12 protein-coding genes are annotated in these 17,259 nt (G+C 62.4%); 2 read left to right on the forward strand and 10 right to left on the reverse strand.

Going from position 1 to position 17,259, the window contains the following annotated elements; genetic code table 11:
- Positions 1-180 precede the first annotated feature (180 nt).
- The 5 genes from H7692_RS00805 to H7692_RS00825 form a co-directional block, all read right to left on the reverse strand.
- Positions 181-1,242 (reverse strand): substrate-binding domain-containing protein, encoded by a 1,062-nt coding sequence (locus tag H7692_RS00805; RefSeq protein ID WP_227339614.1) that lies wholly within the window; start codon positions 1,240-1,242, stop codon positions 181-183.
- Positions 1,243-1,392: 150 nt separating this feature from the next.
- Positions 1,393-2,583: a hypothetical protein gene (locus H7692_RS00810; protein WP_227339615.1), complete on the reverse strand. Its 1,191-nt coding sequence runs from the start codon at positions 2,581-2,583 to the stop codon at positions 1,393-1,395.
- 537 nt (positions 2,584-3,120) lie between these two features.
- Positions 3,121-3,852: a hypothetical protein gene (locus H7692_RS00815; RefSeq protein WP_227339616.1), complete on the reverse strand. Its 732-nt coding sequence runs from the start codon at positions 3,850-3,852 to the stop codon at positions 3,121-3,123.
- 97 nt (positions 3,853-3,949) lie between these two features.
- A complete protein-coding gene (gene uvrA, locus H7692_RS00820) occupies positions 3,950-6,850 on the reverse strand; it encodes an excinuclease ABC subunit UvrA (protein ID WP_227339617.1) in 2,901 nt (966 codons plus the stop codon).
- A 105-nt stretch (positions 6,851-6,955) separates the two neighbouring features.
- Positions 6,956-8,512: a BCCT family transporter gene (locus H7692_RS00825; protein WP_227340034.1), complete on the reverse strand. Its 1,557-nt coding sequence runs from the start codon at positions 8,510-8,512 to the stop codon at positions 6,956-6,958.
- Between the two features lie 92 nt (positions 8,513-8,604).
- Between H7692_RS00825 and H7692_RS00830 the strand changes: the two genes are divergently transcribed.
- Entirely contained in the window at positions 8,605-9,057 is a 453-nt protein-coding gene (locus H7692_RS00830; protein ID WP_222136253.1) for a hypothetical protein, read from the forward strand.
- On the opposite strand, the gene H7692_RS00835 is transcribed toward H7692_RS00830, so the two are convergent.
- A complete protein-coding gene (locus H7692_RS00835; RefSeq protein WP_222136252.1) occupies positions 9,054-9,623 on the reverse strand; it encodes a hypothetical protein in 570 nt (189 codons plus the stop codon). The genes H7692_RS00830 and H7692_RS00835 overlap by 4 nt on opposite strands.
- Positions 9,624-9,858: 235 nt before the next feature.
- Between H7692_RS00835 and H7692_RS00840 the strand changes: the two genes are divergently transcribed.
- Positions 9,859-10,203: a UrcA family protein gene (locus H7692_RS00840; protein ID WP_222136251.1), complete on the forward strand. Its 345-nt coding sequence runs from the start codon at positions 9,859-9,861 to the stop codon at positions 10,201-10,203.
- Between the two features lie 33 nt (positions 10,204-10,236).
- Here H7692_RS00840 and H7692_RS00845 read toward each other — a convergent pair whose 3' ends face one another.
- The 4 genes from H7692_RS00845 to H7692_RS00860 all read right to left on the reverse strand — a co-directional run bounded on the left by H7692_RS00845 (position 10,237) and on the right by H7692_RS00860 (position 17,234).
- Positions 10,237-10,971: a LytR/AlgR family response regulator transcription factor gene (locus H7692_RS00845; protein WP_201925012.1), complete on the reverse strand. Its 735-nt coding sequence runs from the start codon at positions 10,969-10,971 to the stop codon at positions 10,237-10,239.
- Between the two features lies 1 nt (position 10,972).
- Positions 10,973-12,145, reverse strand: a complete 1,173-nt coding sequence (locus H7692_RS00850) for a sensor histidine kinase (protein ID WP_222136250.1) — start codon at positions 12,143-12,145, stop codon at positions 10,973-10,975.
- A gap of 119 nt (positions 12,146-12,264) precedes the next feature.
- On the reverse strand, positions 12,265-15,018 hold the full coding sequence (locus H7692_RS00855) for a valine--tRNA ligase (RefSeq protein ID WP_222136249.1): 2,754 nt from the start codon (positions 15,016-15,018) through the stop codon (positions 12,265-12,267).
- Positions 15,019-15,167: 149 nt separating this feature from the next.
- Positions 15,168-17,234 carry a prolyl oligopeptidase family serine peptidase gene (locus tag H7692_RS00860; RefSeq protein ID WP_227339618.1) on the reverse strand — a complete coding sequence of 689 codons (2,067 nt, stop codon included), beginning with the start codon at positions 17,232-17,234 and terminating at the stop codon, positions 15,168-15,170.
- Positions 17,235-17,259: the final 25 nt, after the last annotated feature.

The following is a 17,259-nucleotide window of genomic DNA, read 5'->3' on the forward strand; positions in this document are numbered from 1 at the left end:
GTCATTGCGAGCCCGGCGGCAGCCGGGCGAAGCAATCTCCAGCAGTCGGCCTTGCGCAAGGCGTCGGGGCTGTGGATTGCCGCGTCCCCCGGCGTTCGCCGGGCTCCGCGCAATGACGCACGAAAAAAAACAAGGCGGCCGGGCAGGGGCATGTCCCCGCACCCGGCCGCCCGTCAATGCTTACTTCAGTTCGCCACCGTTCAGCGGCGTCATGTTCTGCGCGTTCGCGGTCGCGGTGTCGGTGACGCTCTTGGGCGAGACGATCAGCCCCTTGGCGCCCAGATACCCGCCTTCGCCCGCGCCCTTCAGGAACTCGGCGACATATTCGGCGAGGCCGGGGATCACGCCGACATGCGCTTTCTTCACATAGATGAACAGCGGGCGCGAGCCGGGGTAGCTGCCGTCGGCAATCGCGTCATAGGTCGGCAGGACGCCCTTGATCGGCACCGCCTTGATCTTGTCCTTGTTCGCGTCGAGATAGCTGAAGCCGAAAATGCCCAGGCTGGTCGGGTTCTTGTCGAGCTTCGAGATGATGAGGTTATCATTCTCGCCCTGCTCGACATAGAAGGGCGCGCCGCGCAGGCCGGTGCACACGCTTTCATGCTTGTCCTTGTCGCTGTCCTTCAGCGCCTTCATCTCGGGGTTGGCGTCGCAACCCTTGGCGAGGATCAGCTCCTTGAACGCGTCGTAAGTGCCGCTCGTCGACGGCGGGCCGAAGACCGAGATCGCGACCGCGGGAAGCGCCGGATTGACGTCCTTCCACGTCTTTGCCGTGTTGGGCTTGCCATAGGGGTTGGCGGCGAGCGCCTTGTACACATCTTCGTCGGTCAGCTTGAAGCCGGGGCCGCGCTGCGCCTCGCCCAGCGCGATGCCGTCGATGCCGATCTGCACCTCGACGATGTCCTTGACGCCGTTCGCCTGGCAGGTTTCGAACTCCTTCGCCTTCATGCGGCGCGAGGCGTTGGCGATGTCGGGGGTGTCGCCGCCGACGCCCGAACAGAAGCGTTCAAAGCCGCCGCCGGTGCCGGTCGAATCGATCTTGGGCGTCTTGCCCCCCGTCGCTTCGGCGAATTTTTCGCCGACCGCGGTGGCAAAGGGATAGACGGTGGAGGAGCCGACCGCGCTGATATAATCGCGCGCGGCGCCGCCCTGCGACGCCTGGTCCTGGCAGGCAGAGAGCGTGAGCGCGACAACGGCGGCGCTCGCGACGCCAAGCAGGCGGGGGGCGAATGTCTTGACCATGAAACTGTCCTGTCGGGGGTCGTTACCGAACCAAGCCGCCACCCCCGCGGCGACTCGCTGAGCGCCATTTGGGCGTTTTGTGTGACGGGTTTGTGACAGCGACTGTCATGGAAGTGTCATGGGGAAGGCGAGGTCCAAATTTGGACCGCCTTACTCGTCTTGATATATAAACTTGGCCCCGTCCCTTGATGAGCGTTCAAAGTCTCCTGTCGGGTCCAATTCTTGTGCTATGCTTAGCATTTTTTCGAGAGAAGAAATGTATGATGCTTGCACTGTTTTTGATGGTCTATTTGAAAGGCCGAAGGTTACCTCTAAATTATGTACGCTGTATTTCGATATATACCCTTCTCCAATATAACTGCTTACATCAAAAAATGATGGCTCTTCATTTGAAGTGCCTGATAATATTGAAAAATCTCTAGAATTTATTGATTTTTGGTTATCAATAATTTCATAATCCTTTTTATCATTTAAAAAGAACTTTACTCCCTTTCTTCCCAGTGTGTGATATATCGATGCCGCTAGGGCATTGGAAATTTTATTTTTATCTGTATTTCGCGCTAGAAATTGGAGAGCAATAGCCTCTCGGTTCTTTCTTTTTCTTTTTCGCCATAGCGAAGAAATGAAACTGGTAATCTGAATTGTGCCGGCTGCTAAAGATAGACCTAGTAGCGAGTAGACAACAGTTCGTGCCGACTGAATGCCGAAATTACCAAAGAATGACCTCTCTACGAAGGATTCTGTTAATCCAGTGGATCGAGAGTCAATAATCTTTATTCTATCAAGATTTGAAATCTTTCCCGTTGGCAATATGTATATAACAGATTTTGACGGCTTTTTAACAAGGACATCAAATGTGAGGGTATTGTCGGAATCAATAATGATATCATTACTGATAGTTATTTGGTTATTCTTTAGTTTGGGATTGGAAAATTTTAAGAGGTGATTGGTGCTCGCGCTAAATCCCGTAATTCGGACAATCCGTCCGCCTTTTATTTGGAATCCAATTGGATCTGATATTGATACGTCGTTAGGACCGATTCCAGATTTCCCATAGTTTCTAAAAATAACTTTAGTTGCAACGAGGGTTTCTTTGGCAGAGTTCAGACTCTCGCCATTCAAGGTCACCGTTAATCCGTCCATGCCTCGGTTGAGGTTTACGACTGGAATCTCACTTGCAAGCTCAACCGATAGCTTGGGATTTCTTTCAAAAAACCACTCTTGAATAGGCGGAATGCTTAGCAACGCAGTAGGCACAGCAATAATAACGGATATGACGCCTAACGTCCTGAACCATCGTTTTTTTGCAATCCCGTCCGACATTTCGCTTTCGATAGACAAGACATTACCCCTTAAACCCCGTGACGTACTAACGTTGATTGGTCTAGGTGATCAAGCCATAGCCGTCAGCACTAATTCGTATAATTTGGGGCTTGTTTATGCTCCTCATCACCGGCCACGTTATCCTCACCCCCGAACATCGCGATCCCGGATCAAGTCCGGGATGACGGACCGCGCTCGGCGTTACTAGCGGGCGCTTGGACGCAATTGGCTCACGCAAAGGCGCAAAGGCGCGAAGAGGGGGGGCTTTCCGGCGCGCGTGCCGCGCGCCGATCAACCGCTTTCGGAAAGTCGCCGGACCTTGTCCGGCGTCGGTCGAAGCGGCGCCGTCGCCGGGCAACCCGTCGCTCGCCCCGAAACGCCGGCATCTTCGTGTCTTTGTGTCTTTGTGTGAGCCATTGCCACCGCCCGCAGGACCGGGGCGGCGCAAGCGCCCGATCACAAACGCCTTCGCGCCTTCGCGCCTTTGCGTGAGACAAAGGGGACCGGACCTCGCGGTCAAGCGGGACCCCGGATCAAGCCCGGGGTCCGGCTTCATCATTCGCCCGCGGGAGTCGCCGCGGTGACCGGAGCGTCAGCGTCAGCGTCAGCGTCGGCGGTGTCGGGCATCGCGGCGTCGGTGGCCGTCGCGGCGGGGGCCGTTGGCGCCAGTTCGGCCGTCGGCACGATCTTTGCGCCCGCCGGAACGACATAGGGTAGCGCTTCGCCGGTGCGCGCGGTCAAATGCTGGCCGACCGGAACGATCGCGGATTTCCCGGTGACAAAGGCGCCGAACACGCCGACGGCGACCACGGCCCCGACGGCGGCGCCGGTATTGCCCTGGCCCTCCTGCCGGTGCATGCCCGAAAGCGGCAGCCGTTTGCCGTTCGGCAATGTCAGTTCGTTAAAAGTGATCTCCATCTTTGCCGATTTGCCGAACGCGCCCTTGCCGGTCCGCCACGTTACCGTGCCCGTTCCGCGCGTGCCCTTCGGGATCACGACGACGCCATTGTGCATCACGTCGAACAGGGTGTGCATCGGGACCGAGTGGCCCTCGCGCAGCTTCTTGCTGTTCGCTTCGGCGTCGGGCGTCAGAATGATTTCGGTGGCGGCGGGCAACAATAGGCTGGCGGGCGGTGCGGCGGCCAAAACCGCCGGCTCGGCATCGGCATCGGCGGCAACGGTCGCGGCGACGGCCTCGACATCGGCGCCCGGCGCGGCGCCATCCTGCGCATGGGCCGGAACGGCAAGCACGACAAAACATCCCGCAAAAGCGGTGGCAACTTTCATGGACATAGATTTCCCCCAATGCCGCAACGGTGCAGCATTCGCTTACTTGATGGAGGGATAAGTCGCTGTCAATTGGGATTTTATTGCAATAATGGCACTATTTTTCCAGCATCGGCGCCAGATATTGTCCGGTAAAGCTGCGCGGGTTTTTGGCGACCTCTTCCGGCGTTCCCGCCGCGACGATTTCGCCGCCCTTCACCCCGCCTTCGGGGCCAAGGTCGAGGATATAATCGGCGGTCTTGATGACATCCAGATTATGCTCGATCACCACGACGCTGTTGCCCTGGTCGACCAGCGCCTGCAGCACCTCCAGCAGCTTGCGCACATCCTCGAAATGCAGCCCCGTCGTCGGCTCGTCGAGGATATAGAGCGTCTGCCCGGTCGAGCGGCGCGAGAGTTCCTTCGCCAGCTTGACGCGCTGCGCCTCGCCCCCCGACAGCGTCGTCGCCTGTTGCCCGACCTTGATATAGCCCAGGCCGACGCGGCACAGCATCGCCATCTTGTCGCGGATCGACGGCACCGCCTTGAAAAACTCGGCCGCATCCTCGACCGTCATGTCGAGCACGTCGGCGATGCTCATCCCCTTGAACTTCACCTCCAGCGTTTCGCGGTTGTATCGTTTGCCGTGGCACGTCTCGCACGTCACATAGACGTCGGGCAGGAAGTGCATCTCGATCTTGATCAGCCCGTCGCCGGTGCACGTCTCGCACCGCCCGCCCTTGACGTTGAAGCTGAAACGGCCGGGCTTGTACCCGCGCGCCTGACTTTCGGGCAGGCCCGCGAACCAGTCGCGGATGATCGTGAAGGCGCCGGTGTATGTCGCGGGGTTGCTGCGCGGGGTGCGGCCGATCGGCGACTGGTCGATGTCGATCACCTTGTCGCAATGTTCCAGCCCCTTCAGGCTGTCGTGCGGCCCCGCGACCAGCCGCGCGCCGTTGAGCACGCGCGCCGCGCTGGCATAGAGCGTGTCGATGATCAGGCTCGACTTGCCCGATCCCGACAGGCCGGTGACGCAGGTAAAGGTGCCGAGCGGGATTTTCGCGGTGACATTGTTCAGATTGTTCGCGCGCGCGCCGATCAGCACAAGGTCGAAGCCGTTGCCGGGGCGGCGGCGCGCCGGCACCTCGATCTTCTTCGCGCCGGTCAGATAGGCGGCGGTCAGGCTCCTCGGGCTTGCCAGCACCTCGTCCAGCGTGCCCTGCGCGACGATCTCGCCGCCGTGGACGCCCGCGCCGGGGCCCATGTCGACGACATGGTCGGCGTGGCGGATCGCGTCCTCGTCATGCTCGACGACGATCACCGTGTTGCCGAGGTCGCGCAGCCGCTGGAGCGTCGCGAGCAGCCGGTCGTTGTCGCGCTGGTGGAGGCCGATGCTCGGTTCGTCGAGGACATAGAGCACGCCCGACAGCCCGCTGCCGATCTGGCTCGCGAGGCGGATACGCTGGCTCTCGCCGCCGCTCAAGGTGCCGCTGGTGCGGTTGAGGTTCAGATAGTCGAGCCCGACATTGTTGAGGAAGCCGAGCCGTTCGTTGATCTCTTTCAGGATCGCCTTGGCGATCTGCCGCTGCTGCTCGTTCAGCTTCTCCTCGAGCGTGCCGAACCAGTGGAGCGCGTCGGCGACGCTGCGCCGCGCCGACTGGCTGATGTCCTCGCCCGCGATCCTGACCGCGAGCGGTTCGGGGCGCAGCCGCGCGCCGTGGCACGTCTCGCACGGCTGCGCGGTCTGGTACTTGCCCAGCTCCTCGCGCATCCACGCGCTTTCGGTCTGCAACATCCGGCGATTGAGGTTGCCGATCACCCCTTCGAACGCCTTGTGCGTCGTATAGGTGCGGCGGCCGTCCTTGAAGGTCAGTTCGACGGGCATTCCGCCGCTGCCAAAGAGGATGATCTGCTGCACCCCGCCGGGCAGGTCCTGCCACGGCGTGTCGAGGCTGAAATCATACGCTTTTGCAAGGCTTTCGAGCACCTGCATATAATAAGGCGAGGGCGGGTTCGATTTTGCCCACGGCACCACCGCGCCCTTTTTCAACGATAGCGCGTGGTTGGGGACGACCAGTTCGGGGTCGAATTCCAGCCGCTCGCCCAGCCCGTCGCACGCGGGGCACGCGCCCTGCGGCGCGTTGAAGCTGAACAGCCGCGGCTCGATCTCGGCGATCGTGAAACCGCTGACGGGGCAGGAGAATTTCTCACTGAAAATCAAACGGTTGGATGGTATTCCGGCGCCCTTCAACTTCTGCTCGGCGGCCCCGCCATCCTCTTCGCGCCCCGGAACCGGTCCGTCCGCCATGTCGACATACGCGACACCTTCGGCAACTTTCAGCGCCGTCTCGAAACTGTCAGCGAGCCGCGTCTCGATCCCCTCGCGCACCACGATCCGATCGACGACAACCTCGATGTCATGCTTGTACTTCTTGTCGAGCGCCGGAGCGTCCTCGATCTCGTAAAATTCCCCGTCGATCCGAACCCGCGTAAAACCGTCCTTCTGCCACTGCGCGAGCTCCTTCTTATACTCGCCCTTGCGCCCGCGAACGACGGGGGCGAGCAGATAGGCGCGCGTCCCCTCGGGCAGCTCCATCACGCGGTCGACCATCTGGCTCACCGTCTGCGCGCTGATCGGCTCGCCCGTCGCGGGCGAATAGGGAACGCCGACGCGCGCCCACAAGAGGCGCATATAGTCATAGATTTCGGTCACGGTCGCCACGGTCGAGCGCGGGTTGCGGCTCGTCGTCTTCTGCTCGATGCTGATCGCGGGCGACAGGCCGTCGATATGCTCGACATCGGGCTTTTGCATCATCTCCAGGAACTGGCGGGCGTAGGCCGACAGGCTCTCGACATAGCGGCGCTGCCCCTCGGCATAGATGGTATCGAACGCCAAGCTCGACTTGCCGCTGCCCGACAGGCCGGTGATGACGATCAGGCTGTCGCGCGGCAGGTCGACGTCGACGCCCTTCAGATTATGCTCGCGCGCGCCGCGCACCGAAATATGGGTGAGACTCATGGGAGGGGCTTGTTCCAGATTTGTTCTATAGACGCAAGGGGTGCGCGGAAGGGGGCAGCGGGGACAAGATAGGGTGCGCCGCTGGGCGTCGCAACGGGCGCGGGATCATTCGCCCCCGCGCCGTGACCGCCAAGCCATCAGTAGCAGTGAGAGCGCCGCACCGAGGATCACGAACAATGCCGGGAAGCCGCCGAGCACCGACATCATGCGGATGCCGTCGAGGCCGGAGGACGCGACGAGGATGATGGCGACGAGGCCAACCGTTACGCCCCAGACGATCTTGACTGCGAGCGGCGCCTCGGGCTCGTCGGGAGAGATGCCGCGCGTCGACAGCGCGCTCATCGCGGATACATTGCTGTCGGCGGCGGTGACGTAGGAAATGAAGATCGCGGCGATGAGGAGGGCCAGGATAAACGGTCCGCCGCCAATCTCGCTGAACAGGCGGTACAGCAGCGGATCGGGTCCCGATGCGACCAGGAGGCCGTACAACGCCCCGCCGGACTGTCGGTCGACCGCAATCGTGGTGCCGGCAAGGATGATCATCCACAGCGCGCCGAATGCGGCTGGAAGCAACAGATTGAAGGCGATGAACGCGCGCACCGTGTAGCCAACCGCCAACCGTCCGAGAAACAACGCTGTGACAGGTGCCCAGGCGAACCAGTTTGCCCAGTTGAATATCGTCCACTGGCGATGCCAGTCTGTATCGACGTTGAGGCCGAGACTGCGCGGCAGGAAGCTGCGCAGATACTCCGCCGCGCCCTGCAACCCCATCCGGGGTAGGAGTTCCGCTGGCCCGGCCGCCACGACAAACAGCAGAATGGCCACGAAGAACCAGAAGTTGACGAGCGACAGGCGCGTGATCCCGCGCTGAAGGCCGAGCGCCGCCGACAGGACGAAGACAGCAACGATCGCTCCGACTATGCCCCACCGCAGGACGATTCCGCCCGAAAATCTGCCGAGGCCTTCAATCCCGCCCGCCAGCGCGAGCACCCCGGCGCCAAGCGACGCCGCCATTCCAGCGACGAGCGCGAACAGACAGACGATATCGATGGCGGTTCCGATGCGCCCGCGTGCGCGCGGGCCCATCAACGGGACGAACAGCGACGACAGGCTGAAGGGTTCGCCGCGGTTATAATAAAGGAGCGCGAAGGCCAGCCCGGCGACGGTATAGATGGCATAGGGTGTCAGCGTCCAATGGAGGAACATGGTCGACATCGCGAAGGTCGCGGCGCCTTCGCTTCCCGGTTCGAGGCCCAGCATTGCGGGCGGATCGTTGAGGTGGAATAGTGGCTCGGCGACGCCCCAGAAAAGAATGCCGGTCGCAATGGTCGTGCAAAGCGTAACGGCAAACCAGCGCCACCGCCCGAGCAGCGGCGCAGCGCCGGCTCCGCCGATCGTCATCGCGCCGAGCGGCGAGGCGGCGATTCCCGCCAACAAAAACAGAAACGCCACGCCGGCGATCGCAAATACGGGGCCGAAATGGCGTAGTACCCAGTCGTTTGCGGCCGTCTCGGCTGCAACAAAGGCGCTTCCCTGCCACAGGCTGAGAACGAGCGCTCCCGAAAGGACGGCCAACGGCGCATAAAAAACGGGACGGTTGATCGGATGGCGTTCTGGTGCTGACAATCGCTCGGCCGGTAGGAGACAGGATGGCCGCAGCATGGTGGCAACACGCACCGAGGTCAAACCTTGCGTGGGAACGGCGACAGCGACTGCGCGTTTGTTACGCATTAACGAAGTTGGAGGAGCTTTTGATGACCAATAGCATGATGGCAGCCGCAGCTGCGATGGCATTGGCGCTGACCGGCACGGTTCCCGTTCCGGCCCTCGCCGTTCAGGCGGCCTCCGACACGCCGGCCGACAGCACAAAGAAGCTTCCCGACGGCACGACGCCAGCCGAGCGAGCAAATACGGCGCGGCTCAACGCGGAACAGGCCGCCAAGGCAAAGGCCGACAATATCACCTATCAGCAGGAAGTGTCGGCAGCTGCGCAGCAAGTCGCGCACGACCAGGCGGAATTCGTCGAAGATACGGCAGCCTATGAGATCGAAAAAGCGCGCATCGCGGCGCTGTCGACCGAAGAACGCTTAAAATATGAAGCCGCCGTCGCGGCGTGGAAAGCCGATGTGGCTGCCTGCAAGGCCGGTGAGACGCATCGCTGCGCCAAGCCCAAACCCACCTTGCCTCCGCAGGATCCGCAGGATTAGTCGACGGGCAAGCGCTCGGGCAGGGTAGTCCTGCGGTCTGCCCGTGGCTCGGGCAAATTACCCTTAGAGGTAGCCGGGCGGGTAGGGTGTTCCGCGCCCGGTTGGTCCATTGGCGCAGGATGCGCAGCGACATTGACCGGTCGCGGCCGGACTGCCGGCAATACGCGGTCCTCGACCGCGCGGGACGGATCGGGAAATCGACCGCCGTACCGATAATCGTCGTCGGGTTCCGGAACAGGCTGATCGATCTCGACCGAACCAAGGTCGCGAAACGCGTGCGACATGCGCTCGGCGCGTCGCGCGCGTAGCCGCGCCGCGGCGGCGTAGCTGTTCGCGCAATCGATGCAGGGCGGGGCGGAGAGGCTGTCGGGGGTCAGCGCATCGGGGTTCGCGCTCAATTCGGCGAAGCTGCCGCTGACGACCGTGTCGGGGACAAGCCGCCCTCCGACCGAGAAGTCGCCCAATACCAGGCCGCCGATCATGCCGACCGACGCCAGCAGCATCCACCTGACCGCCTTGGTCAGCCCCGAGTTGCGACTCGCCGCGCTGTCGCTTCGCTTCGCCATTGTGGAAACATGCCCGCGCGCGCAATGTGGTTGCAACCCCCCGCTGCCATTTTGACCACTGGTCGGCCGCCTGGGGCCGTTCGTCCTTCAATCGACGCGCAATCAGGTCCGGTCGAACGGGCCATGCGCCGGTCGCGCGGCGGTGGCATTCAGAGGGTGCGGGATGCGGAGGCGGTGGTCTCCCCGGTCCTCGGCTCCGTATCCCGCATCCGTGACCCCGAGAGAGGACTCCCCCATGTTTAAACTTGCTATCACCCTTCTGGCAGCTCCGTTGGCGCTTGCCGGAGCCGTTGTCCCGGCATTTGCCGAGGACGATGTTCGCAGCGTTGTCGTTCGCTACGACGACCTCAACCTGACAAGCGCGAGCGGTCGCGACCGCCTGACCCAGCGCGTCAAAAATGCGGTGGAAATTGTTTGCGACAGTCGCCCGCACTATCGTCCGACGCTTGCCGACCGCGCGCGGGCCGCAAAATGCGAAGCAATCACGATGCGCGACGCCGATGTTCAACTGGCGGCAGTGTTCGACGGCAGCGGCGCCCAATATGCCGACAAGGGCGGCATGACCGTCTCCGCGCGCTGATGACACGCCAAGATGGCGACCCGGAAAAGGCGATCATGCCCCGTGCATGATCGCCTTTACGTCGTGTAGATAGGTGCGGCCGATACGGTGGACGCCGCCGTCACCCAGATCGACACTCCACGCGCCGTCGCCATGATGCTTGAGCCCCACGATGCCGTCACGGCGTACCATTTTCGAGCGATGGATGCGCAGGAATTGCGATGGATCCATTCGCTCTTCGAGCGACTTGATCGTCTGGTGAATCAGCCAGCTTCGTGCGCCGACGTGGAGCCGCATATAGTCGCGTTCCGCTTCGATCAGGTCGACCTGCCCGGCATCAACCCGTAACATTTCGCCGCGATTCTGCACCCAGAATTCGGTAATCCATCGGCTCTTTTGTCCGCTCGTGCGTCCGGCCGAGCGCCATTCGCGCACGCGCGTCAGCGCGCGGCCCAGGCGGTCAGGCGACACGGGCTTCAGCAGATAATCGACTGCGGCAACGTCGAACGCGGCGACGGCATATTGGTCGAACGCGGTAACAAAGATGACCGCCGGGGGGTTGTCGAGCTTGTCGATTGCCGCCGCGACATCGAGGCCGTTGAGGTCGGGCATGGCGATGTCGCACAGCACAAGGTCGGGCGCAAGCGCTTCGACCATGCGAAGCGCCGAAGCGCCATCGCTCGCCGTGCCGACCAGCGAAACGCCATCCTGCTGCCCAGCCAATATCTGCAAACGCTCGATTGCCAGCGGCTCGTCGTCGACGATCAGGGTTCGTAACGTCTGCAGCATGTCAGCACCTTTCGCGTCCAAGGGGCAGCCAGAGCGAGACGAAGAAACCGCCCGCGTCGGATCGGCCCCACTCGCACCCTGCCGACGGACCATAGCGCGTCAACAGTCTTTCGCGAACATTGCCGAGGCCAAGGCCGGTGCCGGGCGCTGGAGCCGGCGCATCGGGGTCGATATCATTTTCGACCCTGATGACCAGCAAGCCATATTCGCTCCGTGCATCGAGCCGCACCGCAATCGCCCCCTTCGAAGGGGCAACGCCGTATTTGATCGCGTTTTCGATGATCGGTTGCAGTATGAGGACCGGAACGCACGCGGAATTGAGATCCTCTGCCATCGTCACTTCGACGTGCAGCCGGTCGGGAAAACGCGCTTGTTCGATGTCGAGATAAAGCCGCTGGAGCGCGATTTCCTCTTCGAGGCTGACCAGCTGTTCGGGATCGACCGCAAGGCTCGATCGCAGGAACGACGACAAATTCATGATCATCGTCTCTGCCTCGCTCTTCGAGCCGCGCAGGACGAGCGTTGAGAGCGAGTTGAGCGTGTTGAAGAGGAAGTGCGGATTGACCTGATAGTGAAGGGCGCGGAGCTGCGCGTTTTGCGCTTCGATCCGGAAATGGTTCGCGCGGCGCTCGACCGCCCGCATTTCATTGGCATAGCCAAAGGCGACGTAGAGCGCTGCCCAGACGGCGAAAAAGAAATACCAGCGGATCGAGCTGTCGAGGATCAGCACCGTTTCCCAGGCGACGGGGAACTTATGCTGCACCTCGCCGATGATCTTGGCCGTATCGGGCGATGGAAACCAGTAAAAGAAAACGAGGAGGTTGATACAGGCATAGACGACCACGAGCGGGACGGCTGCGCCCATCGCAACGCCCAGTCTCGCCCCGAAACCGCGCGGCTGTACGCGCTGGACGAGTTGGTAGAGCACGAAGGTGCAGAGGATGCCTGCAACGACCACGATCGCCCGGCGCCCGATATAATTTAGTTGTTCGGGCGCGCCGGCGAGCATGGCGAGGCCCGTGGTGATCAGGAAATAGATCACCCACATCGCGAGAATCGAGCCGATCGCGACGCGCGGATTGACGCGCGCGTCGGATGCACGCCAGTCGGGCGCGGCAGCAAGCATCTTTGCGCGTTGATCGCGCAAGGCGCCCTTGGAAAGCGGAGTCTTCATTCCGGCCGCTTTAGCGCCAAAACCTCACCACAATCTAGGCGCTGGTGCGCCGCCAGTCGAAGCGGCGGCCGCTTTGGTCGAAAGCGGAGCAATTGTTGCGCTCGAAACCAGTCGCGCGGCTATTCGATCCGCGCGAGCGCCGCCGACAGCCTTTCGGCTTCGGCCGCCTTTGCCTCATGGTCAGCGCGGGCCTTGTCGACGGCTTCGGGCTTGGCGCGTTCGACGAAGGCGGGGTTGTTAAGGCGACCGGCAAGGCTGTCGCGCTCCTTGGTCGCCGCGGCGAGCGCTTTGGTCAGCCGTTCGCGTTCGGCGGCGATGTCGATCACGCCTTCAAGCGGGACGGTGATCGTCTCACCCTCGACGACGAGCTGCGCCGACGCGCCGGCGGGTGCGGGGTCGAAGCTGACGGTATCGAGGCGGGCGAGACGGTCGAGCTGTGCCGAGAGCCTTTCGGCGCGTGCTTTCAGCGTCTCCGGGAAGTGTGCGGTCAGCCGCGCGCCGGGCGGCAGGCCAAGTTCGGCCTTGGCGCCGCGGATTTCGCTCACCAGCTTGATCAGCCAGTCGATGTCGGCGCTTGCATCGGCGTCGCGCTCAGCGGCGGGTTCGGGCCATTTGGCGGTAATCAGCGGATAATCGGCGCGCTCGCCCATCACCGTCCACAGTTCTTCGGTGATAAAGGGCATGAAGGGGTGGAGCATGACGAGGATCTGGTCGAGCACCCAGCCGGCGACGGCCTTGGTCTCGTCGTCGATCGCCCCTTTAATCAGCTCCAGATACCAATCGCAGAAACGGTCCCAGGCAAAGCTGTAGATCGCGTTGGCCGCATCGTCGAAGCGATAGGCGGCGAATGCCCTGTCCATCGCCGCAACGGTGTCGGCGACCTCGCCGATGATCCAGCGGTTGACGGGGAGCGTCGCGGTGGGCGCTTCGAGACTCGTCGATGCCGAAATGCCATTGGCTTCGCAGAAGCGCGCGGCGTTCCACAGCTTGGTCGCGAAATTGCGATAGCCCGCGAGGCGCGCGTCATCCATCTTGATGTCGCGGCCCTGGCTTTCCATCGCGCTCATAAAGAAGCGCAGCGCGTCTGCGCCATATTGGTCGATCAGGCCGAGCGGATCGACGACATTGCCCTTCGACTTCGACATCTTCGCGCCGTCGGGAGCGCGGACGAGGCCGTGAAGATAGAGCGTCTTCCACGGCACCTCATCCATGAAGTGCATCCCCTGCATCGCCATGCGGGCATCCCAGAAGAAGAGGATGTCGAAACCCGAGATGAGGACATCGTTGGGGTAGTGGCGCTTGAGGAGGTCGGTGCCCTCGGGCCAGCCGAGCGTCGCGAAGGGCCAGAGCGCCGAAGAGAACCAGGTGTCGAGGACGTCGGGGTCGCGTTCGAGCTGGACGCCTTCGCCTGCTTCCGCCTGCGCCTCTTCTTCGGTCTCGGCGACGAAGATGCGGCCGTCCTCGGCGTACCACGCCGGAATCCGGTGCCCCCACCAGAGCTGGCGCGATACGCACCACGGCTGGATATTCTCCATCCAGTTGAAGAAGGTCTTTTCCCATGTTTTGGGAACGATGTTGATCCGGCCATCGCGCACCGCCTGCATCGGTGGCTGCGCGAGCGTGGCGGCGTCGACATACCATTGGTCCGTCAGCATCGGCTCGATCACCACGCCGCCGCGGTCGCCGAACGGCTGCATGATCATCTTGTCCTCGACCTTGATCATCAGCCCTTCAGCGTCGATGTCGGCGACGACGCGTTTGCGCGCTGCATAGCGGTCGAGGCCGCGATATTCGTCGGGAACGAGGTTCATCGCGTCGATTTCGGCCGAGGTAGCGGATGCGCCCTTCGCGATTTCGACCGCGCGGGCCGCGGTCTCGGCATAGGGTGCGCCGTCGGCCCGCATCGCGGCGACTTCGTCCATCAGCCGGTACATCGGGATGCCGTTCCGCTGCGCGACGCCATAGTCGTTCTCGTCGTGCGCACCGGTGATCTTGACCGCGCCCGAGCCAAAATCGGGATCGGGATAATCATCGGTGATGATCGGGATCAGGCGCCGATGCTCTTTCGGCCCGACCGGGATCTCGCAATATTTGCCGACGATCGGCCGATAGCGTTCGTCGCCGGGGTGCACCGCGACCGCGCCGTCGCCCAGCATCGTCTCGGGTCGCGTCGTCGCGATCGAGATATAGTCGCGCTCTTCCTCGAACAGCACAGTCCCGTCGGCGTCGCGCTCGACATAGGTATAGGTCTCGCCGCCCGCGAGCGGATATTTGAAATGCCACATATGGCCGGGCACTTCGTGCGATTCGACCTCGAGGTCCGAGATAGCGGTCTTGAGTGCGGGATCCCAGTTCACGAGGCGCTTGTCGCGGTAGATCAGCCCCTGCTTGTGGAGTTCGACGAACACCTTGACCACCGCCTTGGTGAAATGCGGGTCCATGGTGAACTGTTCGCGGTCCCAGTCCATCGAACAGCCGAGACGGCGGAGCTGGCGGGTGATCTGGCCGCCGCTTTCGCCTTTCCATTCCCAGACCTTGTCGACGAATTGCTCGCGGGTAAAATCGGTGCGCTTTTGCTGGCGTTCATTGAGCTGGCGCTCGACGACCATCTGCGTTGCGATCCCGGCATGATCCATCCCGACGACCCACAGCGCATCCTTGCCGCGCAGCCGTTCGTAGCGGACGAGCACGTCCTGCAACGTGTTGTCGAGCGCATGGCCGATGTGTAGCGCGCCGGTGACGTTCGGCGGCGGGTTGACGATCGTAAAGGGTTGCGCGTCGGGACGCGCGGGACGGTACAGCCCGCGGCTTTCCCATTCGCGGGACCATTTCGCCTCGATAGCGGCGGGATCGAATGTCTTTTCCATCGGCATAGCGCGGGCGCTTTGCCAGCCATGCTGCGGCGCGGCAAGGGGGAATGGTCCCCAATTTCCGTTCGTATCGAGCGAAGTCGAGATGCCGACCCGCAACATGTGCCTTCCGCGTATCTCGACTTCGCTCGACACGAACCAGCGTGGTTAGCCTATTTCTTCAAATGCCGCCCCAGCCAATCGAATACCGTGCGATACCATTGCACGCTGTTCTGCCCCTTGAGCACCCAATGGTTCTCGTCCGGGAAAATCAGCAATTCGCCCTCAATCCCCTGCCGTTGCAGCGCGTGGAAGGCGGCAAGGCTCTGGCTGTAGGGTATGCGGAAATCCTTCTCGCCGTGGATCACGAGCATCGGTGTCTTCCACTTGGCGACATGGTTCACCGGATTCCATTTTTCGGCGTCGGGGCGCGTCCACCAGGGGCCGCCATGGTCCCATTCGTCGAACCATAGCTCCTCGGTCTCGAACGCCATCGCGCGCAAGTCGAAAACACCCGCATGATTGATGAGGCATTTGAAGCCGTCGGGCCAGTTCCCGGCAATCCAGTTCATCATATAGCCGCCGTACGAGCCGCCGAGCGCGCAGGCGTTGGCGGTGTCGAGTTGCGCGTCTTGCGCTCCCGCCGCCGCGAGGCCGAGTTTCAGATCTTCGAGCGGCTTGCCGCCCCAATCCTGATTGATGCTGTCGGTAAACGACTGCCCATAGCCGACCGAGCCATGGAAATCGATCGTCACCGCGGCATAGCCGGGCGCCGAAAAGAGGCGTGGGTTCCAACGCGTTGACCAGCTGTTGCCGAAACTCGACTGCGGGCCGCCGTGGACGAGGAAGGCGACGGGGAGCTTTCCCTCGGCCTTTGCGGGCTTGACGATCTGACCCCAGACGGCGTCTCCGTTCGCGCCCTTGAACTGCAGACGTTCGACCGACACAGCGTCGAGTTCGACCAACCGGTCCCCATTGACATCGGTGAGGCGCGTGACGCGTCCCTTCGCGTCGCGGACCCACAGGTCGGTGGGAACCGCAATACTGTTGCGCGTATAGAGGAGCGCGCCGCCGGGCAGCGGGGTGACGTCGCTGATATTGCCGTCCCATTTTTCGGTCGTAACCTTCAGTCTCTCTATCTTTCCGGTCGCGACGTCGACGCGGAAGACGGGGTGGTCGAGCACATCCTGCGCGGTGACATAGAGTGACTTGCCGTCCGGTGCCCAGACAATCGAGCCGACCGAACGGTCCCACGCATCGGTCAATTTGCGCACCTCGCCGCTCTCGAGGTCGCGCAGCATCAATATCTGCCGGTCGGCCTCATAGCCCGGCCGCGCCATCGCGGCATAGGCAAGCCATTTGCCGTCGGGCGAGGGGGCGGGGAGGGTATCGGTCGCTTCATTCGCTTCGGTCAGATTGACAGGCGGCATCCGCGCATCGACGAGCACACGATAGATATCGAGGTTGGTCGAACGCGGTTCATCCTTGTCGGCCTTGCGCAGCGTGAAATAGACGGTGCGGCTATCAGGGCCCCAGGCGATTTCCTCGCCGCCGCCGAACGGCTTTGACGGCGCATCGCCGATCAATCCCGCGTCGAGCGGTCGCGCGACGCTCGCCTTGCCGTCTTCGAGGTTGAAGACGAAGGGGCGGCTATAGGTGCCGGGGGTTTCCCAGCTGTCCCAGTGCCGTACGAAACCGGCGTTATTCTTGTAATGGCGCCCCGTGCCGGGGCCGGGCAGTTCGCCCTTGTCCTTCGCGTCGCATCCAAAATCCGTGCATTCTCGGGCGATGTCGCCCCACGCGAGCAATCGCTTGCCGTCGGGCGAGATTTTGAAGCCTGCAACATCGGCCTTGGTGTCAGTGACCCGCGTCGGCTCGCCGCCCTTCGCGGGCTCGACACGCCATATTTGCGATTTGCCGCTGGCGTTCGAGAGGAAATAGAGGCTCCCGTCGGGATGAAAGGTCGGGGCGCTTTCATTCTTGTCGGCGATATCGGCGACACGCACCGGTGCCGCGCCCTTCATTTTGCGATCGACGAGCCAGAGGCCGGTCGAGCGCTTGAAACTGTCCGCGGCGGTCTCGGTCATCTGAAAAGCGACCCAGCGGCCGTCGGGCGATGCCGTCGGCGCCGCGACGCGGTTGAGCGTCGCCAGATCGACTTCGGTCATCGGTCGGGCATTGGCGGGAAGGGACAGAGCGGCGGCGAGCGCAAGCGCGCTCGGAAGGAGATAGTATTTCATGAAACTGGTTTAGCGGGCAGCGTGC

It is taken from the genome of Sphingopyxis sp. P8, assembly GCF_020622175.1.
GTDB classification, from domain to species: domain Bacteria; phylum Pseudomonadota; class Alphaproteobacteria; order Sphingomonadales; family Sphingomonadaceae; genus Sphingopyxis; species Sphingopyxis jiangsuensis.